Origin of the sequence: Nocardioides carbamazepini, assembly GCF_024614185.1 — a bacterium.
Classification (GTDB): Bacteria; Actinomycetota; Actinomycetes; order Propionibacteriales; family Nocardioidaceae; genus Nocardioides; species Nocardioides carbamazepini.
Map to the genome: position 1 here is coordinate 87,508 of NZ_JAHTLF010000012.1, position 25,805 is coordinate 113,312.

Annotated in this window: 24 protein-coding genes; 10 read left to right on the top strand and 14 right to left on the bottom strand. The window is 72.3% G+C overall.

Translation table 11 applies throughout. From position 1 onward, the window contains the following. Nucleotides 1–9: 9 nt before the first annotated feature. From KVF89_RS05875 to KVF89_RS05900, 6 genes are all read right to left on the bottom strand, one after another. Nucleotides 10–219, bottom strand: coding sequence for a DUF6752 domain-containing protein (locus KVF89_RS05875; protein WP_257424203.1), 210 nt, complete (start codon nt 217–219; stop codon nt 10–12). A gap of 29 nt (nt 220–248) precedes the next feature. Next, nucleotides 249–1,790: a class I SAM-dependent methyltransferase gene (locus tag KVF89_RS05880; protein WP_257424205.1), complete on the bottom strand. Its 1,542-nt coding sequence runs from the start codon at nt 1,788–1,790 to the stop codon at nt 249–251. 13 nt (nt 1,791–1,803) lie between these two features. Beyond that, on the bottom strand, nt 1,804–2,760 hold the full coding sequence (locus tag KVF89_RS05885) for a glycosyltransferase family 2 protein (protein ID WP_257424207.1): 957 nt from the start codon (nt 2,758–2,760) through the stop codon (nt 1,804–1,806). Then, complete coding sequence (locus KVF89_RS05890) at nt 2,757–3,806, bottom strand: hypothetical protein (RefSeq protein WP_257424209.1); 1,050 nt, start codon at nt 3,804–3,806, stop codon at nt 2,757–2,759. Before KVF89_RS05890 ends, KVF89_RS05885 begins: the two co-directional genes overlap by 4 nt. A gap of 13 nt (nt 3,807–3,819) precedes the next feature. Beyond that, complete coding sequence (locus tag KVF89_RS05895; protein ID WP_257424211.1) at nt 3,820–5,235, bottom strand: phospholipase D-like domain-containing protein; 1,416 nt, start codon at nt 5,233–5,235, stop codon at nt 3,820–3,822. Nucleotides 5,236–5,362: 127 nt separating this feature from the next. Then, nucleotides 5,363–6,493 (bottom strand): endonuclease/exonuclease/phosphatase family protein, encoded by a 1,131-nt coding sequence (locus KVF89_RS05900; RefSeq protein WP_257424221.1) that lies wholly within the window; start codon nt 6,491–6,493, stop codon nt 5,363–5,365. Between the two features lie 68 nt (nt 6,494–6,561). Here KVF89_RS05900 and KVF89_RS05905 point away from each other — a divergent pair, with 68 nt between their 5' ends. Genes KVF89_RS05905 through KVF89_RS05930 form a run of 6 tightly spaced genes read left to right on the top strand, consistent with a single transcriptional unit; the run spans nt 6,562 to nt 12,575 of the window. After that, nucleotides 6,562–7,581: a formylglycine-generating enzyme family protein gene (locus tag KVF89_RS05905; RefSeq protein ID WP_257424222.1), complete on the top strand. Its 1,020-nt coding sequence runs from the start codon at nt 6,562–6,564 to the stop codon at nt 7,579–7,581. Beyond that, on the top strand, nt 7,578–9,137 hold the full coding sequence (locus KVF89_RS05910; RefSeq protein ID WP_257424224.1) for a sulfatase family protein: 1,560 nt from the start codon (nt 7,578–7,580) through the stop codon (nt 9,135–9,137). Before KVF89_RS05905 ends, KVF89_RS05910 begins: the two co-directional genes overlap by 4 nt. A 58-nt stretch (nt 9,138–9,195) precedes the next feature. Then, nucleotides 9,196–10,455 carry a magnesium transporter MgtE N-terminal domain-containing protein gene (locus tag KVF89_RS05915; protein ID WP_257424226.1) on the top strand — a complete coding sequence of 420 codons (1,260 nt, stop codon included), beginning with the start codon at nt 9,196–9,198 and terminating at the stop codon, nt 10,453–10,455. Continuing rightward, nucleotides 10,452–10,985, top strand: coding sequence for a DUF1003 domain-containing protein (locus tag KVF89_RS05920; protein ID WP_257424227.1), 534 nt, complete (start codon nt 10,452–10,454; stop codon nt 10,983–10,985). The genes KVF89_RS05915 and KVF89_RS05920 overlap by 4 nt, the downstream gene beginning before the upstream one ends. A 50-nt stretch (nt 10,986–11,035) precedes the next feature. Next, nucleotides 11,036–12,181, top strand: coding sequence for an Mrp/NBP35 family ATP-binding protein (locus tag KVF89_RS05925; protein WP_257424487.1), 1,146 nt, complete (start codon nt 11,036–11,038; stop codon nt 12,179–12,181). A 40-nt stretch (nt 12,182–12,221) separates the two neighbouring features. Then, nucleotides 12,222–12,575, top strand: a complete 354-nt coding sequence (locus KVF89_RS05930) for a sec-independent translocase (RefSeq protein WP_257424229.1) — start codon at nt 12,222–12,224, stop codon at nt 12,573–12,575. A 100-nt stretch (nt 12,576–12,675) separates the two neighbouring features. Here the strand turns inward: KVF89_RS05930 and KVF89_RS05935 are convergent, their stop codons facing one another. Then, complete coding sequence (locus tag KVF89_RS05935; RefSeq protein WP_257424231.1) at nt 12,676–13,212, bottom strand: hypothetical protein; 537 nt, start codon at nt 13,210–13,212, stop codon at nt 12,676–12,678. Between the two features lie 108 nt (nt 13,213–13,320). Between KVF89_RS05935 and KVF89_RS05940 the strand changes: the two genes are divergently transcribed. Continuing rightward, a complete protein-coding gene (locus tag KVF89_RS05940) occupies nt 13,321–13,989 on the top strand; it encodes a LysM peptidoglycan-binding domain-containing protein (protein WP_257424233.1) in 669 nt (222 codons plus the stop codon). Nucleotides 13,990–14,010: 21 nt separating this feature from the next. Then, nucleotides 14,011–14,535, top strand: a complete 525-nt coding sequence (locus KVF89_RS05945) for an Rv3235 family protein (protein ID WP_257424234.1) — start codon at nt 14,011–14,013, stop codon at nt 14,533–14,535. A 71-nt stretch (nt 14,536–14,606) separates the two neighbouring features. On the opposite strand, the gene secA is transcribed toward KVF89_RS05945, so the two are convergent. Genes secA through folC form a run of 3 tightly spaced genes read right to left on the bottom strand, consistent with a single transcriptional unit; the run spans nt 14,607 to nt 19,294 of the window. Then, on the bottom strand, nt 14,607–17,495 hold the full coding sequence (secA, locus tag KVF89_RS05950) for a preprotein translocase subunit SecA (RefSeq protein ID WP_257424236.1): 2,889 nt from the start codon (nt 17,493–17,495) through the stop codon (nt 14,607–14,609). A 30-nt stretch (nt 17,496–17,525) separates the two neighbouring features. Next, nucleotides 17,526–17,945, bottom strand: coding sequence for a DUF4233 domain-containing protein (locus tag KVF89_RS05955; protein ID WP_257424238.1), 420 nt, complete (start codon nt 17,943–17,945; stop codon nt 17,526–17,528). Further along, entirely contained in the window at nt 17,942–19,294 is a 1,353-nt protein-coding gene (gene folC, locus KVF89_RS05960; RefSeq protein ID WP_257424240.1) for a bifunctional tetrahydrofolate synthase/dihydrofolate synthase, read from the bottom strand. Before folC ends, KVF89_RS05955 begins: the two co-directional genes overlap by 4 nt. A gap of 95 nt (nt 19,295–19,389) precedes the next feature. On the opposite strand from folC, the gene KVF89_RS05965 reads away from it, so the two are divergent. Then, on the top strand, nt 19,390–21,111 hold the full coding sequence (locus KVF89_RS05965) for a hypothetical protein (RefSeq protein ID WP_257424242.1): 1,722 nt from the start codon (nt 19,390–19,392) through the stop codon (nt 21,109–21,111). Between the two features lie 64 nt (nt 21,112–21,175). Beyond that, on the top strand, nt 21,176–22,378 hold the full coding sequence (locus KVF89_RS05970) for a glycoside hydrolase family 43 protein (protein ID WP_257424244.1): 1,203 nt from the start codon (nt 21,176–21,178) through the stop codon (nt 22,376–22,378). A 17-nt stretch (nt 22,379–22,395) separates the two neighbouring features. On the opposite strand, the gene KVF89_RS05975 is transcribed toward KVF89_RS05970, so the two are convergent. The 4 genes from KVF89_RS05975 to KVF89_RS05990 are packed head-to-tail and all read right to left on the bottom strand — an operon-like array spanning nt 22,396 to nt 25,786. After that, nucleotides 22,396–23,292, bottom strand: coding sequence for a hypothetical protein (locus KVF89_RS05975; protein WP_257424245.1), 897 nt, complete (start codon nt 23,290–23,292; stop codon nt 22,396–22,398). Nucleotides 23,293–23,313: 21 nt separating this feature from the next. Next, nucleotides 23,314–24,033 (bottom strand): class I SAM-dependent methyltransferase, encoded by a 720-nt coding sequence (locus KVF89_RS05980; RefSeq protein ID WP_257424246.1) that lies wholly within the window; start codon nt 24,031–24,033, stop codon nt 23,314–23,316. Continuing rightward, nucleotides 24,030–24,812, bottom strand: a complete 783-nt coding sequence (locus KVF89_RS05985) for an ABC transporter ATP-binding protein (RefSeq protein WP_257424247.1) — start codon at nt 24,810–24,812, stop codon at nt 24,030–24,032. The genes KVF89_RS05980 and KVF89_RS05985 overlap by 4 nt, the downstream gene beginning before the upstream one ends. Further along, entirely contained in the window at nt 24,809–25,786 is a 978-nt protein-coding gene (locus KVF89_RS05990) for an ABC transporter substrate-binding protein (protein ID WP_257424248.1), read from the bottom strand. Before KVF89_RS05990 ends, KVF89_RS05985 begins: the two co-directional genes overlap by 4 nt. Nucleotides 25,787–25,805 lie beyond the last annotated feature (19 nt).

Sequence of the window (25,805 nt, forward strand, 5' to 3'; positions counted from 1 at the left end):
ACCGGTTCCCTACAGACTCTTGTCGAACGCCTCGATCGCCTCGGCGATCCGGGCCTCGTCGCGCTGGGCGACGGGGAGCAGCAGCTCCTGGACGACGTCGACCAGCTCCGCGACCCGCACGTAGTGCCGCTGCAGCTCGACCACCTCGGCCTCGAGAGCCTCGATCCGCAGCCGCTGCGCACGCACGGTCGCGAACAGGTTCCAGCGATTCTGTGTCATCTCATCCTTCACCACTGCACTCACCGGACTCACCACTGGGCGATCACGACGGCCCGGCCGGCTCGGCCGTCGGCGCCGGGCTCGACATCGGCCGACACGACCGATCCGCCGAACCGCCCGATCGACGCGAGGACCCCGTCGAGTGGAACAGGATACAAACCCTCGTCGGTCTCCCCCTCGCCCGTCGCGAACTCGGCGTGCAGCCGGCCCCCGCCGCGCAGCGCCATCGCAGCGAACCGCAGCACGCCCTCGCGACCGCGCTCGGTCGTCGCGTCGAGCACGTGGCGCGCCAGCACGGCGCGGGGCCCCTCCTGGCGCGCGACCCGGGCGCCCTCGGCGAGGACCGAACGGAGCTGGGTGAGGCTGATCGTCCGTACGTCGAGGGGTGCACCCTCACGGCCGGCCCGCCGCTCGGCCTTGCGCAGGGTCTGCGGCACGTAGTCGTAGGCCGTCGTGCGGAAGCCCGCCCGAGCGAGGTGCAGCGCGTCGCTCCCCCGCCCGGCGCCGACGTCGAGGACGTGCGTGCCCGGCGCGGCCGACGCCGCGACCTGACGGGCGAGATCGGATGCGGGTGCGTCCACCGGGCCCTTGCGGTGGTCCCGGTTCGTCTGCCAGTCGCGGCGGTACGGCGAGAGGCCGCGGAACCAGTTGTCGAGCCGGGCCTTGGTCGCGGCCGAGGTCTCGAACTTGAAGGCCGGGTCCGGCACCCGCCAGTGCGGGCCGTACATCGCCTCGAGGAGCCGTTCCGGCTCGGCGGGCGCCGGGAACTCGTGACCCGCCAACGTGACCGTGGACATCGGGTTGATCCACTCCTCGCGGAAGTCCACCCCCACCTCGCCCATCAGGTAGAGCCTCCCGTCGCCGGCGAAGAAGCCGCCGAAGAGGTCCAGCCCGCGCACCGAGCCGTCGCTCTCCTCCACGTCGATCCGGAACGCGCCACCGCTGTAGCGGAAGGTCGCCATCCCCCGCGCGGCCAGCGCCCGCTGCAGCCGGAACGACTCGCGCACCACGTCGACCGGCGACGCGTGCCGGGAGACGTAGCCGAGGTCGGCGTCGGAGTCGTGGCCGAGGAAGTCCTGCTCCCGGACCGCGCCCAGCAGGGTGCCGTACGCCGGGAACGCGGCGATCCCCTCGTCCTCGAGGACGGAGATCACCAGGTGCATCGCCTCGAGCAGCGGCTCGAGCTGGTCGCCGCTGCGGACCGAGAACTCCGGGTGGAAGCGACCGGACTTGTCGAGCGCGATCGGCAGGCCCTGCTTGTTGACGAACGCGATCCGCTCCTCACCGGCGCCGAAGGACGTCTGCTCGTCGTGCAGGACGGTGCCCGCGACGTGATCGCGGACAGCGAGCCGGGTGGGGCCGTCGAGGAAGCGGAGCATCCGCTCGGGCCACGCGATCCGGCGCTCGCCGGGACGGTCGGGGGCGGCCTCATCGGTGTCGCGCAGGGACCAGAAGGACCAGATCCGCCGGTCGTCGAAGAGGACGTCGAGCGCACGGTCCTCGAGGACCCCTGAGAGGAGGAGGCCCTCCTCGTCGGCGGTCGTGACCGCCAGGACCGGCTCGTTGCTCATGGAGGCCAGCCTGTCAGAACAGGTCGCGGAGCTCGTCGGGGATCCGGACATAGGGCGGCCGGACGAGCGCGAGGTGCTGGCCGGCGCCCGTCGCACGCCACAGGTCGCCCTCGTTCTCCACGATCGACGCGATCTTCTTCGGGCCGGGCCGGAACCGGCCCAGCTCACCCTGCGCCTCGGCCTGCTCGACGTGCGCCGCGGCGGTCCGCAGCGCCTCGACGATCTCGTCGGTCGGCCGGCTCCAGCTGGACTTCACCGCCCGGCCCTCGACGACCGCCGCCCGGTGACGGTGCTCGGCGAGCAGCTCGAGCTGGCCGAGGTCGGCGAACTTGAGGTGGAACATGAACAGCTCGGGGTCCGGCGCGAACGGGTGCCGGATGCCGTGCGAGGCGTGCGCCCAGTCGGCGTCGACCCACTTGAGGGCCGGCTTGCACATGAGAGGTGTGAACCGGGCGAACTCCCGCTGCCGCAGCAGCGACGGCGCGTCGAAGTCGAGGGCCGGCTCGGCACCGACCCGGTGGATGACGTTGTAGCCGAGGACCCCGGCGACATCCGTGCCCGCGCGAGCGGCGGCGAAGTGTCGCAGGGAGGCGTGCTGCGCCGGGTCGGCGACGACGAACTCGTCGGCGTCGGCGAGCAGGACGGCGTCGTAGGCGAAGAGGAGGGACTTCGCCAGGCCGCTGAGGATGCCCATCCGGGACGGCTCGAAGGAGTACTTGTCGAGGTAGGGCAGGCGCAGCACCGTGCAGGGCAGTTCCTCGGTCGAGCCGTCGACGCTGTGGTCGTCGATGACGAAGACGTCCTCGGCACCCAGCTGACGCTGGTAGTGCTCGACCCAGTGCCGCAGCACCGGGCCACTGTCGCGGCTCATCGTGATGGCCGCGACCCGGGGCAGTCCGTCCCCCGACGACCGGGTGGTGCCGGCCGGTCCGGGCTCGGTCCCGGTCTCGCGGCGTCCCCGCCACTTCATTCCTGGTCCCCCTCGTCCTGCCCGGCCCGGACCCGCGCCCACCGGTCCAGGGCGATGCCCAGGGCGTCGATCGCGGCCGCGAGCACGTCCTCGGTGGGCAGGTCGGCGGGCTGGAGGCCCGGCACCGGGCGTGGACGGAGCTCGTCGAGGTCGCCGACGACGCGGTGCCTGCCCTTGCGGAGGCGGGTGACCTGCTCCTCGCCCTGGGCGCGGGCCCACGGGTCGTCGTACCCCAGCCGCTGGCCGCCGCCGGCACGCAGTGACAGTCCCCGCTTGGCCAGCTGGTGCTTGACCTGTCGGTCGTAGAACGGCGGCAGCTCGCCGCGGCCGTCCGGGCGGAGGTGCCGGTTCAGCTCGAGCAGCAGCAGCGCGCTCGGCAGGTCGATGCTCGGGTTGCTGCGGACGTCGAGCCGGGTGCCCTCCGCGCTGATGCCCAGCACCTCGGCGAACCGGCGCCACAGCAGGTCGTCCGGGGCTCCCGGAGGCGGCACCGTGACCAGGCTCACCGCTCCCCGCTGGAGGCCCTTCGCCCAGCGGGCGGCGATCGTCGGAACGTCCTGGTGACGCCAGAACCGGCTCGCCACCGCGCTCTCGTCCTTGCGGTCACCGAGAGCGGCCACGAAGTCGGGCCACGCCGTGGTACCGCCGTTCTGCACCGACTCCAGCCACATCGCGGGGACGTTGCGACCGAGGTCGCGGCAGGTGACCACCGCCTCGACCCGGCTCTGCGGGAAGGCCTTGCGGATCCGCTGGATCTGGCCCTCGTCGCGGGGGGCGAGGTACTCCATGGACACCACGGCCGTGCCCGGCCAGGCCCGGATCTCGTCGACCAGCTGCTGCCACGGGCCGTCCGCCGGCATCGGCGGCTGACCGGGACCGCCGTGAGCGATCAGCTCCTTGACCGCCCGCACCTGCCGGCGCCACCGACGGCCGGGGAAGAGCACGCCCCGCTCGGCCAGCAGTGCCTTGTTCTCGCCGAGCACGTTCTGCAGGAAGCTGGTCCCCGACTTCATGGTGCCGACGTGCAGCACCACCCGTTGCGCCATCAGGAGAGCGCCATCAGGAGAGCTCGGCCTCGAGTTCGTGGAAGGGGTAGTCCTCCGGGCTGAGGTACTCGGTGCCCGGCTTGACCCGGACCACCGGGTCGGGGTCGGCCGAGTTGACGTAGTTGGCCAGCGTGCGCGGCGCGGTGTTGTAGATCATGTCCACCCAGTCGGCGTACTTCGCGGCCATCGGGGCGTCGTCCCAGAAGATCACGTCGTGCTCGTCGGAGAACCAGCCGAGCTGGGTCCAGTTCTCGCTGCTGGAGAGCACCGCGCTCGCACCGGGGTTGCCGTCGAGGTTGCCCTCCACGGAGAGACCCTTGAGGTGGACGTAGCGGTCCTTGAACTTGTTGGCGGTCTCACCGGTGATGTAGACCATCTGCTTCGCCGGGACCGGCGCGAGGATGCTCCGGATGTTGCCGGACATCATCATGAACACCACGCGGACGTCACAGCCCTGGAAGTGGAGCTCGCGGACCTTCCGCGCGATCCGTGCCCCGCGCTCGTCGCCCCACACGGCGTTGGCGACCCGGACCTTGGTGCGGCCGTTGGCCGTGTTGGTCGCGCCGTTGCACTGCACCTTGTTGAGGACCCGGAGCGGGGGGTCGACCTGGTCGCGGTGGGGGGCGAACATGGTCGTGATGCTGGCGCCGGGGATGGTGGTGCTGGGGACGGTGAACTGCAGGGCGGGGAAGCTCTTGTCCTTCTTGGCCTGGTTCCACATCGTCATCCAGCCGTCGTAGAGGGCCTGGTTCTCGGTGGTCGTGGTCCAGTCGTTGAACTGCTGGACGGCCGCCGCGCCGGTGAAGTTGCCCGAGCCCTGCATCACGATCCAGTTGGTGGCGCCGGACCTGCTGACCAGCATCATCTTGTTGTGCATCGCGCCGCCCTTGCCGCGACAGGTGGCCGAGCAGGTGCGGATCCAGCTGCGCAGCTCCTTGGGCCGGTCGGCGTTGCCCTTCTTCAGCGCGCGGAGCAGGACACCGTAGGAACGGTGCATCCCCTGCTCGCGGGCCAGGCCCCGCGCCATGATGACCTGCACCGAGACGCCGCGCTTGTGAGCCGCGATGACCTTGCTCGCGAGGTACGGCGAGTCGAAGTTCCAGCTCATGATGCGGACGGTCTGGCCCTCCTCGACGTTCTTCAGCGTCTTGACGATCTTGCGATGGATCGCGCCCCGCTTGCTCTTCTTGAAGGGGTGGTTGAACGTGATGCCGGGCTTGACGACGAAGCCCGGGTTGGGCTTGTTCCTCGCCGCCGGCGTCGCCGGGGCCTCCGCGGTCGCGGGTGCTGCGGCGACCGGTGCGGCGTCGGCCCGGGTCACCCCGGCCTGTCCGGCGACCAGCAGCCCGACCGCGAGGAGCAGCGCGGCGATCGCCGCCACCGCCCGGGTCCGTCCCGCAGCCGACCGGGTCCCCCACACATTCGCCACGTCCCTGACTCCTACCCACTCCACCCGAGAATTGACCGGGTTCCGAACGGGCGCTCCCTGGCGGGGCAGGCGGCTCTCGACCCTTTGACCCGGGCACTATACCCGCCTGCGCGCGGCGAAAACCGGGTCACTGCGGCGTGCCGCTCTCCTCCTGCGCCGGCTCCTCGGGCTCTCCGGCCTTGTCGGATTTCTTGGACTTGGACTTGGGCTCGCCGCTGCACTTCTCCGTCTTGATCCCGCCGAGCGTGAAGACCGAACGGACCGGCAGGTGGTCGGAGCCGCCCTCGGACATGACGGCGGAGCTGGTCGCTGTCAGGTCGGGGCCGCCGTACAGGAGGTAGTCGATGCGGGTGCGCGGTCGACTCGCCGGGTGGGTCGGCCCGCTGCCGCTGCCGGCGTCGACGAAGCTGTCGCTGAGCCGTGAGGTGAGGATCTGCTCCGGCCCGGAGCCCGGCCACGTGTTCATGTCGCCGCCGAGGAGCTTGGGGCGCGGGTCGGCGGCCAGGATGCTGGAGATCCGGCTGGCCTGCTGGGTGCGGATGTTGGCCGACGTGTTGTCGAGGTGTGTGCTGTAGAGGCTGACCTCGACGCCCTCGATGTCGATCACGACGTGGAGCAGCCCGCGCGGTTGGGCACGACCGATGTTGGGCAGCGGCGTGTTCACGGAGGACACGATCGGGTACTTCGAGACGACCGCGGTGCCGTAGAGCCCGTCGCCGAAGGTCACGTTGCGGCCGAACGCGGAGTTCCACCCGCCGAGGCGCTCGGCGAACCAGGCGGCCTGGTCGACGCTGCCCGTGCTGCGCCGCCGGTTGTCCACCTCCTGGAGCAGGAGGACCTCGGCGCCGGAGCGCTGCATGACGCCGAGCAGGCGCTCGAGGCTGCCGGCCCGGGCCGACTTGATGTTGTAGGCGAGCGCCGTGAGCTCCGTGGTGCCGATCAGCGCCTGGCACACGAGCTGGGCGGACTGCCTCTCGGCCTCCATGGCCAGGGGCGGCACCACGACCTCGCCACCCTCGGGGACGACCGGGTCGGCGGCCACCTGCGGCGGGGTCACGGCTGCCGGAGCCCGCCGCCCCTCGTGGGCGACGGGAGGCTCCGGGGCGTCGGGCGGGAAGATCAGCGCGAAGCTGAGACCGGCCAGGACGACCACCACGGCCACGAGCGTGACGACCAGGTCGAGGGAGGAGACGGCAGGGCCCTGTCGTCTGCCCGCGCGCCCACCCGGGCGCTCCTCCTGCTCATCCTGCTCCTCCACGTCCCGAATGGTAAACGACGACCCCGCCTCGCCGGGCCGCATCGCATGCTGGGGCAGACTGGTCGGCGATGTCCGATCAGCGTCCCTGTTGCGTCCCTGCCGGCCCCGGCTCCTCCGCGGGGGCGGCCGACGACGCCGCCGCGGGTACCGCGGGGGGCGCGCCGGCGTCGGGACCGCGCGGCGTCGACCCGACGGCGATGGCGGCGATCCCGGCCGGGCACGCCGTCCTCGGCGACCACTTCGGCGACGGCTACGCGGGGGACGGCGAGGCTCCGGTGCACGAGGTCGAGGTGTCCGCCTTCCGGCTCGGCACGACCACGGTGACCAACCGGGCGTTCGCCGCCTTCGTCGACGCGACGGGGCACCGGACCACGGCGGAGACCGAGGGCTACTCGGCCGTCTTCCACACGGACGTCGCGGCCGCGGTCGCCGACGTCCTCGGCCGCTCCCCCGCGACGCCGTGGTGGGTCGGTGTGCGTGGCGCCGACTGGCGGCACCCCGAGGGCCCCCGCTCCGACCTCGACGACCGGGCCGAGCATCCGGTGGTCCACGTCTCCTACGACGACGCCCTCGCCTTCGCCCGGTGGGCCGGGAGCCGGCTGCCCACCGAGGCCGAGTGGGAGTACGCCGCCCGCGGCGGCCTCGTCGGCCGGCGCTATCCCTGGGGCGACGACCTGATGGCCGGCGACACCTGGCAGTGCAACATCTTCCAGGGCAGCTTCCCCGCCACCAACACCGCCGACGACGGCTGGACGACGACAGCCCCCGCCACGGCGTACTCCCCCAACGGCTACGGCCTGCACCAGATGGTCGGCAACGTGTGGGAATGGTGCTCCGACTGGTTCGATCCGGCGGCCTACGACGCCCGCACACGGCGCGATCCGAGGGGACCGGCCTCTGGTACGGTCCGCGTCATGCGCGGGGGGTCGTTCCTGTGCCACGACTCGTACTGCAACCGCTACCGGGTCGCCGCCCGCTCGGCGGCACCGCCGGACTCCTCCGCCTCGAACCTCGGCTTCCGCTGTGCTGCCGACGCCCCCCTCGACATTCCGATCGACACCCCCGTCAGCAAGGAGATCGACGCGTGAGTCGCCCCGGCCGCCTCCGTCTGGCCACCGCCGCCGTCCTGAGCGCCAGCGTGCTCGCCGCCTGCTCCGGCGGAGGTGGCGGGGGTGACGGATCCGGCGAGCGTCCCCCCGCGGTGAAGTACCAGCCCCCGGGCGAGCAGGCGGAGGTCGCCGCGCCGACCAAGGCCGACACGGTCCTCGGCCCCGACGCCACGCCCGCCCCGGTGACCTCGCCCGAGCAGCCGAACCTGCTGATGATCACCATGGACGACGCGGCACTCAAGGACATGCAGTTCATGCCCCACCTGCAGGAGGTCGTGGCCGACCAGGGCGTGACGATCGCCAACGGGCTCGCACCCACGCCGATCTGCGTCCCGGCCCGCGCCTCCCTGCTCACCGGCCAGTACGCCCACAACCACGGCACGGTCACGGTCGCCGGCGAGGGCGGCAGCTACAAGGCGTTCGACGACGAGGACACCCTGCCGGGCAGCCTGCAGAAGGCCGGCTACGACACGATGATGGTCGGCAAGTACCTCAACGGCTACACCCGTCACGAGGTCGACCACGAGCCGCCGGGCTGGACCGTGTGGCGCCCGACCGTCGACTTCGCGACCTACGACTTCGAGCATCCGCAGCTGCTCGTGGACGGCACGATCAAGGAGTACGACCAGTACTCGACGACCCTGCTCAGCGACCAGTCGAACAGCCTGATCGAGAAGCAGGCCGACGGCGACGACCCGTGGTACCTCTGGGTCAACTACGTCGCACCCCACCACGGCAGCCCGATCGAGGACGACGATCCCGAGGGGATCTCGACGACGGTGCCGGAGAAGCGGGACCGCAACACCTTCGAGGACCTCGAGCTCGACACCACGCCCGAGATGTTCGAGGAGGATCCCAGCGACAAGGCCCTGATCCGGGCCGCACGGCAGAAGAGCTCGGAGGAGCGCCGGGCCGGCCTGCGCGAGGAGCGCCAGCAGCGGGTCGAGGCGCTCCAGGCCGTCGACCGCGCGATCGCGCGGACCATCGACACGCTGAAGGAGACCGGACAGCTCGACAACACCTATGTCGTGGTCACCTCCGACAACGGGTTCATGACCGGCGAGCACAACCTCAACGGCAAGCTCTGGTACTTCCGCGACAGCATCGGCATCCCCATGTACGTCCGCGGCCCGGGCCTGCCCGCCGGCACCACCACCCAGGCGCCGGTCACCAACGCCGACTGGGCCCCGACCTTCGCCGCGCTGGCCGGCGCCACGCTCGACCGCGACGCGGACGGCGTCGACGTGCTGCCCTGGCTCGACAGCGACGCCACCCGGCGAGTCGTCCCGGTCGCGGGCTGGCCGGTCAAGGGCGGCCTCGAGCCGCTCTACACCGGCGTCATCGTCGGCCCGTGGACCTACGTCCGCGGGCGCAAGGGCCGCGGGGAGATGTACTACACCAAGAACGATCCCTACCAGCTCTACAACCTGTACCGCGACCCCCGCTACAAGGGGGCGCGCAAGGAGCTGCGGACGCTGTGGCTCGAGAGCCGCGACTGCGCCGGCGCGACGTGCCCGCGCACGTTCATGAAGTAGCTCCCGCCCACGGGTGGCAGCCGCTGCGCACCGTCCGCGACCGGTAGCGTTGCGTCCCGTGAGCACCACCCCCTCCCGCGTGTTCGCGGCCAGGCTGGTCGGGCTCCCGATCTTCGACCCCCAGGGCGACCAGGTCGGGAAGGTCCGCGACCTGGTCGTCACGATGCGCACCGAGGGGACCCAGCCGCGCGTGCTCGGGATGGTGGCCGAGGTGTTCGGCCGGCGCCGGATCTTCGTCCCCATGACCCGGGTGACCAATATCGACAGCGGCCACGTCTACACCACCGGCCTGCTCAACATGCGCCGCTTCGAGCAGCGCTCCACCGAGACGCTCGTGATCGGGCAGATGCTCGATCGCACCGTGACCATCCGCGACAGCGGCATCGGCGGCACCGTGTACGACGTCGCGATGGAGCCCGCCCGGACCCGGGACTGGGTGCTGAGCCGGGTCGCCGTGCGCGAGCCGTCCAAGGGCTTCCGCCGGCGCGGGCAGACCCACATCGTGGAGTGGCGCGACGTGGTCGGCCTGACCCGCAGCGACGACCGGCAGGGCGCCACCCACCTGGTCGCCGCCCTCAACGAGATGCGCCCCGCCGACGCGGCGAGCATCCTGCACGACCTGCCGCCGGAGCGGCGCACCGCCGTCGCGCTGGCCCTCGACGACGAGCGGCTCGCCGACGTCCTCGAGGAGCTGCCCGAGGACGACCAGGTCGAGATCCTCAAGGGCCTCGACTCCGAGCGGGCGGCCGACGTGCTCGAGGAGATGTCGCCCGACGACGCGGCCGACCTCGTTCGCGACCTGCCGCCGGAGACCGCCGAGATCCTGCTCGACCTGATGGAGCCCGACGAGGCCGAGGACGTGCGCCGGCTGCTCAGCTACGTCGAGAACACCGCCGGCGCGATGATGACGCCCGAGCCCGTCATCCTCGGCCCGGACGCGACCATCGCCGACGCGCTCGCCCACGTCCGCAACCCCGAGCTCACCCCCGCCCTGGCCGCGCTGGTCTACGTCTGCCGGCCGCCGCTGGAGACGCCCACCGGCAAGCTGCTCGGCGTCGCCCACATCCAGCGGCTGCTCCGCGAGCCGCCCTCGACGCTCGTGGCCGGCGCCCTCGACGACTCGATGGAGTGGTTGCGCCCCGAGGCGGCCATCGACGAGGTCGCGGCCCACCTCGCGACGTACAACCTGGTGGCGGCGCCCGTCGTCGACGAGGACCGGCGCCTGCTCGGCGCGGTCACCGTCGACGACCTGCTCGACCACATGCTCCCGGCCAACTGGCGCGAGCGCGCCCGCGAGCGCGGGACGGGCGCGTCATGAGCGACACCCGCCGCACCCGGGAGCGGCTGGACGCCCCGCGGGAGGAGCGGCGGCGGCTGGTGCGGCGTCCGTCGTACAACGCCGACACCTTCGGCGTGTTCGCCGAGCAGTTCGCCCGCTTCATGGGCACCGCGACGTTCCTGATCTACATGACGGCGTTCGTGCTGTTCTGGATCGGCTGGAACCTGCTGGTCCCCGACGACCTCCGCTTCGACAACTACCCGTTCATCTTCCTGACCCTGATGCTGAGCCTGCAGGCGTCGTACGCCGCCCCGCTGATCCTGCTCGCGCAGAACCGTCAGGAGGCCCGCGACCGGGTGATCGCCGAGCAGGACCGTCAGGCCGACGCCCGGGCGCACGCCGACATGGAGTTCCTCGCCCGCGAGGTCGCCTCGCTGCGGATGGCGGTCGGCGAGGTCACCACCCGCGACTTCCTGCGCTCGGAGCTGCGCAACCTGCTGTCCGAGCTCGAGGAGCGTGCGCCGTCTCACGGGGACGGCGCCGACGAGGATGCACCGGGCGCTCCGTAGACTCAGACGTTGTGAGCAGTGCGACGCAGTCCCCGTCCGTCGAGCAGGTCATGACCGCGCTCAGCAAGGTCAACGATCCCGAGATCAAGCGCCCGATCACCGAGCTCGGCATGGTCGAGGGTGTGGACATCGCCGCGGGCGACGGCGGCTCGGTGGTGACGGTCAGGGCGCTGCTGACCGTGGCGGGGTGCCCGCTCAAGGACACCATCACCAGCGACGTGACGGCCGCCGTGGCCGCCCTCCCCGGCGTGACCCGGGTCGAGGTCCAGCTCGGGGTGATGAGCGCCGAGCAGCGCTCGGGCCTGCACGAGACCCTGCGGGGCGGCCAGGCGCAGCGGGAGATCCCGTTCGCGCAGCCCGGCTCGCTCACCAAGGTGTTCGCGATCGCGTCGGGCAAGGGCGGCGTCGGCAAGTCGTCGGTGACGGTCAACCTGGCTCTCGCGCTGGCGAAGGCCGGGCGCAAGGTCGGCCTCGTCGACGCCGACATCTACGGCCACTCGGTCCCCGCGATGCTCGGTGTCGCGGACTCGCGGCCGACCCAGGTCGACGACCTGATCATGCCCGTGCCGACCCCGTCGGGCGTCTCGGTGATCTCGATCGGCATGCTCAAGCCGCGCCGCGACCAGGTCGTCGCCTGGCGCGGACCGATGCTCGACCGGGCGCTCGTCCAGATGCTCGCGGACGTCTACTGGGGCGACCTCGACGTGCTCCTCCTCGACCTGCCCCCGGGCACGGGCGACGTGGCCATCTCCCTGGGCCAGCACCTGCCGGGCGCCGAGGTCGTCGTGGTGACGACGCCGCAGGAGGCCGCGGCCGAGGTCGCCGAGCGGGCCGGCACGATGGCCTCGATGATGCACCAGCGCGTGGTGGGCGTCGTCGAGAACATGAGCTACCTGCCCTGCCCCCACTGCGCCGCCGAGGGCAAGGACCACCAGCTCGAGATCTTCGGCACCGGGGGCGGCGACCGGGTGGCCGCGACGTTGTCCGAGCGCTTCGGCTACGACGTCCCCGTGCTCGGCCGGATCCCGCTCGACGTCGCGCTGCGCGAGGGCGGCGACGTCGGCAAGCCGATCGTCGAGGCCGACCCGACCGCGCCGGCGGCCATGACGCTCCAGGCGATCGCGGACCGTCTCGACGGCCGGGGCCGCGGACTGGCCGGCATGCAGCTCGGACTCACCCCGACCAGTAAGTTCTGACCCGCACGCTTTCGCGAGGCACGGAGGAAGGGGCTGGCCGGTGTTCGGTATCGGTTTCGGCGAGCTCGCGGTCATCGCCTTCCTGGCCGTGCTCGTCTTCGGCCCCGACAAGCTGCCCGACCTGGCCCGCCAGGCCGGCCGGCTGGTCCGCGACCTACGGTCGTTCGCGAACAACGCGCGAGACGAGCTCCGCTCGGAGCTGGGGCCGGAGTACGCCGACCTCGAGCTCACCGACCTCGACCCGCGCGCCATCGTCCGCAAGCACATCGCCGAGGCGATGGCCGAGCTCGACGGGCTCGAGGACACGATCCGCAACGCCGGCGAGGACGACTCGGAGCTGGTGCGGCCGCTGGAGCCGGGCGAGCGGCCGCCGTACGACCTCGATGCGACGTGATCCTGGGCGGAATGACTCGTCAGTAGGTCGTGCGGTTTGGGACCAAACCGCACAATTCCCGGCCCGGAGCGTGCAGTCTCTGCCCAATCGACGGGTGCAATCAGGCGCGTGACCGCGCCGCGGCGAGGGCGCTGAACGCGACCAGCACGGTACGCCGCCCCTCTCCCACCACCAGCTCACAGAAGTCGGCGCCCACCCGCCGCACGACGCCGTTGTGCAGGCCGCCGTCGCGCAGGTGGAGCAGGCACGGCTCCCCGGCCTCGGCGATCCGGCGCAGTGCGGAGGCCAGGCCGAGGCGGGTGAACGGCGACCAGGCGACGGCGGGCACCGAGCGCGGGGACGCGCCCTCGACGGTGGTGAGCGCCGCGAGGGCGACCACCCAGTCGTGATCGCCGGACGCGAGCAGGAGCCACCCGTCGGCGACCCGCTGGAGGGTCCCGGTCACGCTGCCGATGCCGAGCACCCCGAGCGTCACCTCACCGCCGACGGTCGCCATCAGCCGGCCGGCCAGCCCGACCTGCTGGTACTCGGCCCGGCTGCGGTCGGCCACCTCGAGGTCGCGCTCCGCGGCGAAGAGGGCACCGGCCCGGCCCTCGAGGTCGTCGAAGAGTGCGAACAGCTCGTCCTCCCAGCCCATGGGCCCACCCTCGCACGGCGTCATCCACAGGCCGGAAACGAATGATTGACAATGGCCGCGAACAAATTCATCCTGAATCAAACGGAAGCAAACGCAAAGGTTCTCGGGATGGAACTCGTCGCTGCCGGCCGGGTGCGCGTCCGCGCCACCCTGCTCTGGCTCACCGCCACCGCCGCTCTGGCCGGCCTCGGCGCGCTCACCCTGCCGCCGGTCCGGGCGCTGACCACCGCCCCGGGCCCCACCTTCGCCGACGCGCTCGTCCAGGCCTGCTCGGCCGCCGCCCTGGTCGCCGGCGCTGCGCTCTGGGTCGCCGCGACCGACGTCGTGGGGAGCGTGCTGCGCACCGGCGGTACGCCGCCGCGGCGAGGCGTCGGTCCACTGCGCCGCCTGCTCCTCGCCGCCTGTGGCGTGGCCGTCCTGGCCGGCACCAGCCCCGCTGCGGCCGAGGCGCCCGCCAGTCCCGCGCCACCCGCCGCCCCCGCCGCCCCCGAGGCACCCGGAGCCGACATGCTCGACGGGCTGCCACTGCCCGACCGGCCCGTCGGACGACGATCCGCCGGTTCCGGGCCGGGGCCGGGCCCCGCGGGTCCGGCGGTCGTCGTGGTCCGGCCCGGCGACTCGCTGTGGACCATCGCCGCCCACCGACTCGGCCCTGGCGCGTCGCAGACCGACGTGGCGTCGTACTGGCTGCGGGTGCGGGCGCTCAATGCCGCCGTCATCGGCCCCGACCACGACCTCATCCGGCCCGGACAGTCGCTCCGGCTGCCGCCCGCCTGACCCGCCCATCCAGGAGGATCCATGCCCGCAGTCCCGCACGAGCTGGTCGGCCTCCGGCTGCCCGTCCCGGTCAGCCCCACCCAGGGAACGCTCGCCATCGCCCTCCTCCCCCGTCAGTCCCCACCCCGCCCGGCCGGCCGCCCGCCGCGGCGGCCACCGTCGCGGCCCGGCGCGGTCGTCGTGCCCATCGACCAGCGGCTACGTCACGCCATCGAGGAGTGGACACACCGGTTCGTCCAGGCGGCCGTCGAGATCGTCGGCGGCGACCGGCCCGTCTCCCAGCTGGTCCGCTGGACCACCCGCGACGTGTACGCCGATCTCCACCGTCGCGCCCTCCTCGTCGCCCGCGCCGGCGGTCACCAGCCGGGCCTCGCGCGCGTGCAGCCCGTCCGGCCGCGGGTGCAGAGCGTGCACGCCTGCTTCCTCAGCGACGCCGTCGTGGAGTGCGGGGTGCACGTGCGGCACGGGGAGCGGTCCCGCGCCGTCGCGGCCCGGTTCGAGCGCCGCGACCAGCGCTGGGTCTGTACCGCGCTCGACTTCTCCTAGCCGACCCGACATCGACCCGGCGCGTCCGAACGCGCCGGGTCGATGTCTCTCAGACGTTCAGATGCGCCGGGTCAGCCGCTGACGCGGGTCGTGTAGCCGCTGGCCCCACCGGGGGCACCGTGGCAGCGCTTGTACTTCTTGCCGGAGCCGCAGGGACACAGCGCGTTGCGACCGACGTCGCCGAACTCGTCGTCGGCGTTCGAGGCCGTGCCGCTGCCCCGGACCTCCTCGTGCCCGGTCTCGTCGGGCGCGGAGTAGGTCAGGTTCTGCGGCTGCTTCGGGGCGTCGAGGCCCTTGGCGGTGACCTTGGGGGCCTTGAGCTCGGAGGAGATCGACGCCAGGTCGACCTGACCGCCCGCACCGGCCCCGATGCCGACCGGGGGCTCGGCGAACGCGCCCTCGTGCATCGGACCGGCGTGCCGGGTGCCGTCGGCGTGGTAGTGGAACTCGTCGTCCTCGTCGTCCTCGACCTGGACCTCCAGGTTGAAGAGGAACCCGACGGTCTCCTCCTTGATGCCGTCCATCATGGCGGCGAACATGTCGAAGCCCTCGCGCTGGTACTCGACCAGCGGGTCGCGCTGCGAGTACGCCCGCAGGTAGATGCCCTCGCGGAGGTAGTCCATCTCGTAGAGGTGCTCGCGCCACTTGCGGTCGAGCACGGAGAGGAGCACGCGGCGCTCGAGCTCGCGCGCGACCTCCTCGCCCACCTCCTCCTCGCGACGGTCGTACGCCGCGTGGGCGTCCTGCTTGAGCTTCTCGATCAGGTCCGCCTTCTCGATGGCCGCCTGGCCGCCGGCCTCCTCGGCCAGGTCCTCCCAGGCGAGCGAGACCGGCCAGAACTGCTTGAGGTCGGTCCAGAGCTGGTCGAGGTCCCACTGCTCGGCGAACTCGTCGAGCGAGCCGTTGACGAAGCCGGTGACGACGTCGTCGATGAACTCTCGAACCTGCGCCTCCAGGTCGACTCCCTCGAGGACCTCGCGGCGCTCGCCGTAGATGACCTTGCGCTGGCGGTCCATCACGTCGTCGTACTTGAGGACGTTCTTGCGGGACTCGAAGTTCTGCGACTCGACCTGGCCCTGGGCGTTGGCGATCGCGTTGGTGACCCGCTTGTTCTCGATCGGGACGTCGTCCGGGATCTTGAGCATCAGCAGGACCCGGTCGACCCAGTCGGACTTGAAGAGCCGCATGAGCTCGTCCTGCAGGGAGAGGTAGAAGCGGCTCTCGCCGGGGTCGCCCTGACGGCCGGAACGACCGCGGAGCTGGTTGTCGATGCGGCGCGACTCGTGGCGCTCGGTGCCGATGACGTAGAGGCCGCCGAGGTCCCTGACCTCGTCGTGCTCCTTGGCGACCTCGTCCTTGAACCTCTCGATCATCGCCGGCCAGGCGGCCTCGTACTCGTCGGCCGTGTCCCCCGTGGGCTCGAGGCCCTGCTTGCGCAGCTCGGCGTCGGCGAGGAACTCGACGGAGCCGCCGAGCATGATGTCGGTGCCACGACCGGCCATGTTGGTCGCGACGGTGACCGCGCCCTTGTGGCCGGCCATCGCGACGATCTTGGCCTCCTCGGCGTGGACCTTCGCGTTGAGGACCGAGTGTGCGACGCCCCGCTTGGTGAGGTGCTGGTGGAGGTACTCGGACTTCTCGACCGACACGGTGCCGACGAGGACCGGCTGGCCCTTCTCGTGGCGCTCGACGATGTCGTCGACCACGGCGTCGTACTTCGCCTCCTCGGTGCGGTAGACGAGGTCCGGCTGGTCCTTGCGCAGCATCGGCTTGTTGGTCGGGATCGGGACCACGCCGAGCTTGTAGATCTTGTCGAACTCGGAGGCCTCGGTGAGGGCCGTACCCGTCATGCCGGAGAGCTTCTCGTAGAGACGGAAGTAGTTCTGCAGGGTGACGGTGGCGAGGGTCTGGTACTCCTCGCGGACCTTCACGCCCTCCTTGGCCTCGATGGCCTGGTGCAGGCCGTCGTTGTAGCGGCGCCCCGCCAGCATGCGGCCGGTGTGCTCGTCGACGATGAGCACCTCGCCCTCCATGACGACGTACTCCTTGTCGTTGCGGAACAGCTCCTTGGCCTTGATGGAGTTGTGCAGGAAGGAGATGAGCGGGGTGTTGGCCGACTCGTAGAGGTTCTCGATGCCGAGGTGGTCCTCGACCCGGGTGATGCCGTCCTCGAGGACGGAGATGGTGCGCTTCTTCTCGTCGACCTCGTAGTCGACGTCCTTGGTGAGCTTCTGCGCGATCTTGGCGAACTCGCCGTACCACTTGACCTCGTCCTGGGTCGGACCGCTGATGATCAGCGGGGTCCGTGCCTCGTCGATGAGGATCGAGTCGACCTCGTCGACGATGGCGAAGTGGTGGCTGCGCTGGACGCACTCCTCGAGCGAGGAGGCCATGTTGTCGCGCAGGTAGTCGAAGCCGAGCTCGTTGTTGGTGCCGTAGGTGATGTCGCAGGCGTAGGCCTTGCGCCGCTCGTCGGGGCGCATGCTCGGCAGGATGACGCCGACCGAGAGGCCCAGGAAGTGGTGGATCCGGCCCATCATCTCGGACTGGAACTTGGCCAGGTAGTCGTTGACCGTGACGACGTGGACGCCCTTGCCTTCGAGCGCGTTGAGGTACGCCGGCAGCGTCGAGACGAGGGTCTTGCCCTCACCGGTCTTCATCTCGGCGATGTTGCCCATGTGCAGCGCGGCGCCGCCCATGACCTGGACGTCGAAGTGGCGCTGCCCGATCACCCGGCGCGCGGCCTCCCGGACCGTCGCGAACGCCTCGGGCATGAGGTCGTCGAGATCCTCACCGTCCGAGAGGCGCTTGCGGAACTCGTCCGTCATGCCCCGCAACTCGTCGTCGGACATCGCCTTGAAGTCGTCTTCGATGGCGTTGACGGCCTTCGCGATGCCCTCGAGCTGGCGGAGGATCTTGCCCTCTCCGATGCGGAGGAGCTTGTCGATGATCACTGGCACGCGGTCACTCTACCCAGTGCCCCGAGGCGGTCACGAACCTTCGGATCCCTGGTGCTGGTCGTAGGTGGCGAAGGCGGCCGCCCGCTCGTTCTCGATCTTGCGCCCGAGGCCGTAGGCGGTGCCCCACAGCAGGGCGAAGACGCCACCGACCACGAACATGAGCGGGGCGAGGAACCCGAGGGCCACGGCGCCGACCTGCAGCACGTGGCCGAGGACGTACGCCGACTCGCGGCGCAGCATCCCCGCGACCAGCACGCACAGCACGGCCAGCCCCAGGCCGAGCGGCAGCGCGACGGCCGGCCGGATGTCGGAGATGCCGATCATCACCGGGGTGGACAGGCCGACCGCGATCGCCTCGAGGGTGAGCACCGCGGCGCACATCCCCCGGCGCGGCGACTTCTCCCGCTCCGGGTCGACCGGTGCGTCCGGGCTCCGGGACTCGTCGCTCACTTGCGGCCTCCCAGCAGCGTGCGAGCCTCGCCGACGGTGACGACCGAGCCCGTGACCAGCACGGCGCCGGAGCTGAGCGCGTCGCTGCCCTCGGCCTCGGCGATCGCGGCCGCGGCGTCGATGGCGTCGCCGAGCAGGGGCACCACCGTGACCCGGTCCTCGCCGAACACCTCGCGGGCCACGACGGCGAGCCGCTCGGCCCGCATCGCGCGCTCGGCGGAGTTCTGCGTGATCACGACGTGCGCCAGCAGTGGTTCGAAGGCGGCGAGCAGGCCCTCGGCGTCCTTGTCGCCCATCAAGCCGATCACGCCGATCAGCGGGTCGAACTGGAAGGAGTCCTCCAGCGCGGCCGCGGTCGCCTCCGCGCCGTGCGGGTTGTGGGCCGCGTCGAGCACGATCGTGGGGCTGCGCCGGACGACCTCCAGCCGACCCGGTGAGGTGATCTCGGCGAAGGCGCCGCGGACGATGTCGTCGCCGAGCGGCTCCTCCCCCCCGATGAACGCCTCGACGGCGGCGAGGGCGGTCGCGGCGTTCTGCGCCTGGTGGGCGCCGTAGAGCGGCAGGAAGAGGTCGTCGTACCGGCCGCGGAGGCCCTGGAGCGTCACGACCTGGCCGCCGACGGCGGGGGCCCGCGCGACGACGCCGAACTCGAGGCCCTCGCGGGCGGCCGTGGCGCCGACCTCGGCGATCCGCTCGAGGAGGACGGTGGCGACGTCGGCGCTCTGCTGGGCGAGCACGGCGACCGAGCCGGGCTTGATGATCCCGGCCTTCTCGCGGGCGATCTCGACGGCGGTGCCGCCGAGGTACTGGGTGTGGTCGACGGCGATCGGGGTCACGACGGCGACATCGGCGTCGATGACGTTGGTGGCGTCCCAGGACCCGCCCATCCCGACCTCGACGACCGCCACGTCGACCGGGGCGTCGGCGAACGCGGCGTACGCCATCGCGACCACGGCCTCGAAGAAGCTCAGCGGGTGGGCCTCGGCGGCGTCGACCAGGTGCATGTACGGCGCCACGTCGTTGAACGCCCGGACGAACGCCTCGTCGTCCAGCGGCTCCCCGTCGACGCTGATCCGCTCGCTCATCCTCTCGACGTGCGGGCTGGTGAACCGCCCCGTGCGCAGGTCGAGGCCACGCAGCAGCGCGTCGATCATCCGCGAGGTCGACGTCTTGCCGTTGGTGCCGGTGAGGTGTATCGAGCGGTAGGCGCGCTGGGGGTCGCCGAGCAGCTCGACGAAGGCGCGGATCCGATCGAGCGAGGGCTCCAGCCGGGTCTCGGGCCACCGGGACAGGAGGGCGTCCTCGGCCTCGGCGAAGGTCTCGGCTGGGCGCGCTACAGGCTGGTTCATGGCGCAGCCGAGTCTAGGGGCGCAGGGGCCGAGGGCGAGAATGTCAGGGTCGCACCCTGACGCGGGCGCGCGACCGGGAGCCCGACGATGACCCGGTGCGACGAGTACTGCTGAGCCTGCTTGCCCTGCTGCTGACCGCCGTGGCCGTGCCGGCGCTGTCCGTCCCCATGGCCGTCCCGGCCCGGGCGGTCGTGGCGGGGACCATCACCGGTGCGGTGACCGTGCCCGCCGGGTACGACGTGCGGGCCGTGCAGGTGTTCGCGACCACGACGGCCGCCCCGACCGGCATCTCACCGGGGAACGGGACCTGGGTCCAGCCGGACGGCACGTTCGAGATCACCGGGCTGGCCGCGGGCACCTACCACCTCGCCTTCGGCACCTACTGGTCGGACATGAACCCGTGCAGCTACGGCCGGGACCGGTGGTGGACCTCCCCCGGCGTCGCCACCGGCACGTGCAACGCCGGCACGCTCAGCGGGGCGGGGACGGTCACGATCACCGACGGCGTCGCCACCGCGCTGGGGACCACGCCCCTGCTGACCGAGTTCCCGGCCCACCACTACAGCGGTCGGGCGGTCGCGGCTCCGGGGCGCAGCGTGGCGGGCGTCCAGGTCGAGCTGTGGGGAGCCAGCGACGGCGCGTGGAACATCCCGGGCGACTGGTACCGCCTCGACAGCGTCCCCACCCGGACGCTGACCACCAGCGGCTCCTTCGGCTTCGACCTCCCGACGCTGCCCAACGGTCTCCGGCTCGCGCTGCGGTTCGTCGCGCCGGGCGGCAGTGACTACGTCTTCTCCTTCGCCGACTCCGGGCTCACCGGCGCGACGACGGGCGCGGGCGGCGTGCCCTTCGGCTCCGGGGCGGTCGGTCTCACCGTGCTCCCGCTGGCGGCCAACGCCGACACCGATCTGGGGACCCGCACCCTCAAGACCGCGACCACCCATGTCAGCGGCGGCGTCACGATCACCGGCGCCCCCGAGTGGGGCCGGACCCTGAGCGCACACTCCGACGTCGTGTGGGGCGACGCCGGGGTCGGAACGGTCCTCCAGTGGTTGCGCAACGGCGTGGTGATCGACGGCCTGACCGGGCCCGAGCTGGTCCTGGACGGTCTCGACGACGGCTGGGAGGTGGAGCTGTCGGTGCGCGCGGTGCCCGACGGCTTCCACGCCTGGACGGGCGCTCCGGTCGAGTCGGCACCGGTGGTCGTCGTCAACACCACGCCGTTCGGCGCGGTCGCGCCGGTCGTGACGGGGACACCGTCAGTGGGCCGGGCGCTGACGGCCTCGCCGGGGCTGTGGCGACCGACCGTGGCGACGTACTCCTACGGCTACCAGTGGCTGCGCGACGGGGCGCCCATCCCGGGCGCGACCGCGGCCACCTACCCGCTCGGGGCGGGCGACGTCGGCCGCCGGTTCGCGGTCGAGGTCACCGCGAGCCGTCCCGCCGACGCCGGGGCGAGCAATCCGTGGTTCACCGGCCCGGGCACGGCCCGCTCCGCGGCGACGGACGCCGTGACACCCGCCGCGCTGCCGCCCGGCACCGTGCGGGCGTGGCCGGCCCGGAAGCCGCCGAGACGGAAGGCCGAGGTGGCGACGCGGGTCCGGGTCTCGCGACCGGCGCTGTCCCCGGACGCCGCCGCGCTCGGCGTCCGCGTCGACTACCAGTGGTACGCCGGCAAGCGGGTCGTGCGCGGCGCCACCGGTCGCGCGCTGAAGGTGCGCAAGACCTTCCGTGGCTCGGTGGTAGCGGTGCGGGTGACCGTGTCCGCGCCCGGCCATCTGCCGCAGACCCGGACGATCCGCTTCGGCCGACCCTGAGACCGCCGCTCCCCCGTCCTCTATCGTGGCGGGCCTCTATCGTGGCGGCCCGGGAGGAGGCGGGATGCGCAGCAGGAGCGTCGCGGTCACGGCCGTGCTGGTCGTCGTCGCGCTGGCCGCGGCCGCCTGCGGCTCCGGTGCGGCCGCGCCGCCGGACGCCGCCGGCACGTCCGCCGGCGCCTCCGCCGAGGAGCCGCTGATCCCGGAGCCGAGCGACCTGCCCACGACGCTGCCCGCCGACGTGCTGGCCGGCGAGATGCAGGACCTCGCGAAGCTCGCCGAGCGGCTCGCCCAGCAGCTGCCCGCCCAGCGCCGGCCGGAGCCGGTGCGGATCGCCGGCAGCAGCTCCCGGTGGCAGCCGGGGGCGGCGTACCGCGGGGTCTTCGCGGACCCGGACATCGTCCGGCACCAGGGCCGCTGGTACGCCTACGCGACCAACACCTCCCACCTGCGGCTGCCGACGCTCACCTCACGCGACCTGGTCACCTGGACCCCGCTGGCCACCCGCGGAGGCGGGCGGGTCGACCCGATCGAGACCGCCGGCTGGGTGCGCAGCGGCGACGGCGGGCGCGACCTGTGGGCCCCCGGCGTCGACAAGGTCGGCGACGGCTGGACGGCGGCGTACGCCGCTCCGGCGGGCACCCAGGGCGGGCAGCGGCACAACTGCATCGGCCTGACCCGTGGGCCCTCGCCCGCCGGTCCGTTCCGGCCGGTGGGCGAGCCGATCTGCTACGGCGAGGCGCAGCTCGGCGTCATCGACCCCGACGTGTTCGTCGACGAGCAGGGGGTCCCGTGGCTGCTGTGGAAGTTCTCCGGTGTCGTGAACCGTCGCCCGGCCGGGCTGTTCATCCGTCGGCTCAACGCGGACGGGACCGGCTTCGCCGACGGCTCCCGGACCCGCGAGCTGCTCACCCTCGACCGGGCGTGGGAGGGCGACACCATCGAGAACCCGAGCATGGTGCAGTTCCGCGGCGTCACCTACCTCTTCTACTCCGGCAACTCCTGGGAGCGCGCCGACTACGCGACCGGCTACGCCATCTGCGCCGGCCCGGAGGGCCCGTGCGTGCGCCAGAACGGCGGGGAGCCGCTGCTCTCCACCGGCTCGACCGGACGCCTCGGGCCGGGTGGCGCCTCGGCGTTCATCGACCACAGTTCACTGCGGCTGATCTACCACGCGTGGGACCAGGTCGGCCGGACCCGGCAACTGCACATCGCCAGCCTGTGGCAGCGCGACGACGGCACCCTCGAGGTCGTCGACCCCGGCTGAGCACCTCTCAGCCCGGCTCAGGCGGCGAAGTCGTCGGCGAGGACGAGGGCTTGGTGTTCGAGCACGCGGTATTCGAGGTGGGTCTTGGCTCGGTGGTGGTGTCGGGTCAACGGGGTGTCGTTGTGGTCGCCGGTCTGGCCGGGTGGCCCGTGGGTGTCGTAGGGCCTCGTGTGGTCGTGGTCGGGTGGCCGGCCGTGCTTGGCGAACAGACCGGTGGCGTGGGGAAACACGTCGCCCACGGTCCTGAGTTGAGTGCGGTGTTTGACGTCGGTGGGGTGTTCGTAGCCGTTGACCGACCTGCCGGTGTGGAGATCGACGACGGGGGCGATGCTCACGTGGGCGTGGTGGGCGAGAAGGTCCCGGACCTGGTCGAGCAGTCGCGGGCCCAGCCGCTCGACGCGGGCGAAGATCGACGCGACACCAGCGGTGTTGTCGGGGTCCTCGACCTGATCACCGGGGCGGGGCTGGGAGTACCAGACGCCCAACTTGCCCCGGTTCGCCTTGATCCGCTCGGCATGAGTGGCGGGGTCGGCCTCGATGACCTTGGCCTCGGCGATGGCGAGGATCCGTGACGGTGCCTCGTCCAGCGCGGCGGCGACCGCGTCGTCGACGATCCTCACCTGGTCGCGGTCGAGCCTGCGGGACATCCGGGCGACTCGGCGCACCACCCACACCTCACACCGGCCTTCGCGAACCCCCGTCCACACCGACGGGAGGCGGTGGCGCAGGTCGAGGGCGTCGGCCAGGGTGTTGCGGGTCGCCATGACGCCCTCGTGACGGGCGATCGCCATCTCGACCAGCGCGAGGTCCGCGACCTGTGGAGTCCCGTCCCCGGCGAGGGAGACGAGTCGAGGGCCGCCGTACCGGACCGGGACCGCGTCGGGCTCGTCCTGTGCCCGAGAAGCCAGGCCCATGCCCGCAACCGCGGCCCCCGGTCAGCCCGCAGGAGCGAGCGCGGTGATCAGGAACTGCAGCTGCACCTCGTGGTCCGGAGCCACCCCGAACCGGCGGTCCAGCTCGAGGATGCTCCGCAGCGGGGTGACCGAGACGTCCTCGAAGCCCGCGGCGGCGACGACGTCGCGGGTGGCGTCGATCGACGTCGTGGCGGCGAGGGGCAGCAGCGCCCGGACGCCGTCGTCGTAGAGCTCGACGAAGTCCGTGGCGGTGTCGCGGTCCAGCCCGGTGGGGAACCACGTCGAGTCGACGAGAGCCAGCACGCCACCGGGGCGCAGCAGGCGGCGCCAGTTCGCGAGCGCCTGCTCCGGCTCGCGCAGCGTCCACATCAGGTAGCGGTTCGTGATCGCGTCGAACGACCCGTCGGGGAAGTCCGGCGCGACGGCATCGCCCTGCAGGAACCGGGGGGCGCGCTCGGCCCGGGCGGCGTGCGCCCGCGCCCGCGCCAGCATCCCCTCGGACAGGTCGGTGGCGGTGACGTCGTGGCCCAGCCCGGCGAGGAGCAGCGCGACGTACCCGCTGCCGGTGCCGAGGTCGAGGACGGCGGCGGGCGCCGGAGGCAGCACCGCACCGAAGACCTCCGCCCACGCCGCCCGGTCGTGCTCGACCCGCTCGGGGCGCTGCTGGTAGTCGTCGTACTCCGGTGCGCGGCCGGTCCAGTAGGCGTTGATGCCGTCCTGCGGCTGGGGGCGGGTGGTCATGCGGAGATCCTCTCGGGGTTGGCGGCGAGCGGGTGGAAGAGCAGCTGCGGGTGACCCGCCGCCTCGGTGCGGGTGACGCCGATGCCGTAGACGCGCTCGAGCAGGTCCGGGTCGAGGACGAGGCCCGGCGGTCCCGCGGCCGCGACCCGGCCGCGATCCAGCAGCACCAGGTCGTCGCAGTAGCGCGCCGCGAGGTTGAGGTCGTGAAGCACGACGACCGCGCTGGTCGCGACGTCACGGACCAGGCCGAGCACCTCGTGCTGGTAGCGGATGTCGAGGTGGTTGGTCGGCTCGTCGAGGAGCAGGAAGTCCGCCTCCTGGGCCAGCGCCCGGGCGACGAGGACGCGCTGCCGCTCACCGCCGGACAGCTCCGCGTAGGCCCGGGCGGCCAGGTGGGTGGCCCCGACCCGGGCCAGCGCGGCATCGACCGCGTGCCGGTCGGCGGGACCGGTGCGCTGGAAGGTGCCCAGGCGCGGCAGCCGGCCCAGGGTCACCATCTCGCGCACCGTCAGCATCGTGTCGGCATCGGACTCCTGCACCACGACCGCGATCTGCTGCGCGACCTCGCGCGGGCGCAGGGTCGCCAGCGGCCGGCCACCCACCGTCACCCGGCCGCGAGCGGGTCGCAGCGACCCGTAGAGCATCCGCAGCGCGGTGGTCTTGCCGCTGCCGTTGGGGCCGAGCAGGCCGAGCACCCGGCCGGGCCGGGCCTCGAGCCCGACGCCGTGCAGCACCGGGCGCGCGTCGTACCCGAAGTGCAGGTTCTCCGCGACGATCATGAGGCGAACCTCGCCCGGACCTGCTCGAGACCATCGAGCGCCAGCGGGGTGGGCGGCTCGACGTAGTTGAACAGCAGCGGCATCAGGTCGTCCTCGCGGACAGCGGCGATGCTCTGCGCGCCGGGGAGGGCGGTGACCGCCTCGGCGACCTTCGCCGGGTCGCCGGCGCTGTGGAGCAGGATCAGCACGTCGGGGTCGCGGCCGATCAGCTCCTCGGGCGTCACCTCGAAGACCCGTTCGTCGGTGTCGGCGAAGACGTTCTCGAAGCCGGCCGCCTCGAGGATCGGGTGCGCCATGCTGCGGGTGCCGTAGGCGTAGGTGACGCCGCCGCCGACGGTCGGGTAGAGCACGGCCGCGGTACGACGCCGCGCGGCGGGCTCCGCCGTCAGCGCGGCCACCCGCTCCTCCAGCGCCGCGTTGGCCGCCGCCGCCTCCTCGGACCGGTCGAAGATCTCCCCATAGGTCGTCATCTGGTCGCGGATGTCGTCGAAGCCGGGCTCGTCGAGCCCGGCCGCGCACATCGCGGGCTCCTCGATCAGCGGGATCCCGACGTCGCCGAGGGTGTCGCGGCTCAGGTTGTCCACCTCCCCGAGCACCAGATCGGGCTCCTGGTCGATGACGACCTCCTTCGAGACCAGCAGGTGGCCGGACGTATCGGTCTTCCCGGTCAGCGCCGGGATGTCCTCGAGCGCGGCCCAGGTGGCGTCGTCGTAGTACGCCCGGGGGTACTCCCCGGCCCGGGCGGTCACCCGGTCGAGGACGCCGAGCGACGCCAGGTAGGGCACGGCGGCGCTCTTGAGCAGCACCACGTGCTCGGGCGCGGCGTCGAAGGTGACCTCGGCGCCGCAGTTCTCGACGGTCAGCGGGTAGGGGCCGGAGCCGCCCTCGGCGGGCTTCTCGGCGGCGTTCAGGCCGCAGGCGGACAGCGCGAGCACGGCGGCGGTCGTGGCGAGGGCGACGAGGGGACGGCGCATGGGTTCTCCTGGTGGGATC

Coding starts and splice junctions, on each gene's coding strand:
- KVF89_RS05875 (WP_257424203.1), bottom strand. CDS start 219: ATGACACAGAATCGCTGGAACCTGTTCGCGACCGTGCGTGCGCAGCGG.
- KVF89_RS05880 (WP_257424205.1), bottom strand. CDS start 1,790: ATGAGCAACGAGCCGGTCCTGGCGGTCACGACCGCCGACGAGGAGGGC.
- KVF89_RS05885 (WP_257424207.1), bottom strand. CDS start 2,760: ATGAAGTGGCGGGGACGCCGCGAGACCGGGACCGAGCCCGGACCGGCC.
- KVF89_RS05890 (WP_257424209.1), bottom strand. CDS start 3,806: ATGGCGCAACGGGTGGTGCTGCACGTCGGCACCATGAAGTCGGGGACC.
- KVF89_RS05905 (WP_257424222.1), top strand. CDS start 6,562: ATGTCCGATCAGCGTCCCTGTTGCGTCCCTGCCGGCCCCGGCTCCTCC.
- KVF89_RS05920 (WP_257424227.1), top strand. CDS start 10,452: ATGAGCGACACCCGCCGCACCCGGGAGCGGCTGGACGCCCCGCGGGAG.
- KVF89_RS05925 (WP_257424487.1), top strand. CDS start 11,036: ATGACCGCGCTCAGCAAGGTCAACGATCCCGAGATCAAGCGCCCGATC.
- KVF89_RS05935 (WP_257424231.1), bottom strand. CDS start 13,212: ATGGGCTGGGAGGACGAGCTGTTCGCACTCTTCGACGACCTCGAGGGC.
- KVF89_RS05940 (WP_257424233.1), top strand. CDS start 13,321: ATGGAACTCGTCGCTGCCGGCCGGGTGCGCGTCCGCGCCACCCTGCTC.
- KVF89_RS05945 (WP_257424234.1), top strand. CDS start 14,011: ATGCCCGCAGTCCCGCACGAGCTGGTCGGCCTCCGGCTGCCCGTCCCG.
- folC (WP_257424240.1), bottom strand. CDS start 19,294: ATGAACCAGCCTGTAGCGCGCCCAGCCGAGACCTTCGCCGAGGCCGAG.
- KVF89_RS05970 (WP_257424244.1), top strand. CDS start 21,176: ATGCGCAGCAGGAGCGTCGCGGTCACGGCCGTGCTGGTCGTCGTCGCG.
- KVF89_RS05975 (WP_257424245.1), bottom strand. CDS start 23,292: ATGGGCCTGGCTTCTCGGGCACAGGACGAGCCCGACGCGGTCCCGGTC.
- KVF89_RS05980 (WP_257424246.1), bottom strand. CDS start 24,033: ATGACCACCCGCCCCCAGCCGCAGGACGGCATCAACGCCTACTGGACC.
- KVF89_RS05985 (WP_257424247.1), bottom strand. CDS start 24,812: ATGATCGTCGCGGAGAACCTGCACTTCGGGTACGACGCGCGCCCGGTG.
- KVF89_RS05990 (WP_257424248.1), bottom strand. CDS start 25,786: ATGCGCCGTCCCCTCGTCGCCCTCGCCACGACCGCCGCCGTGCTCGCG.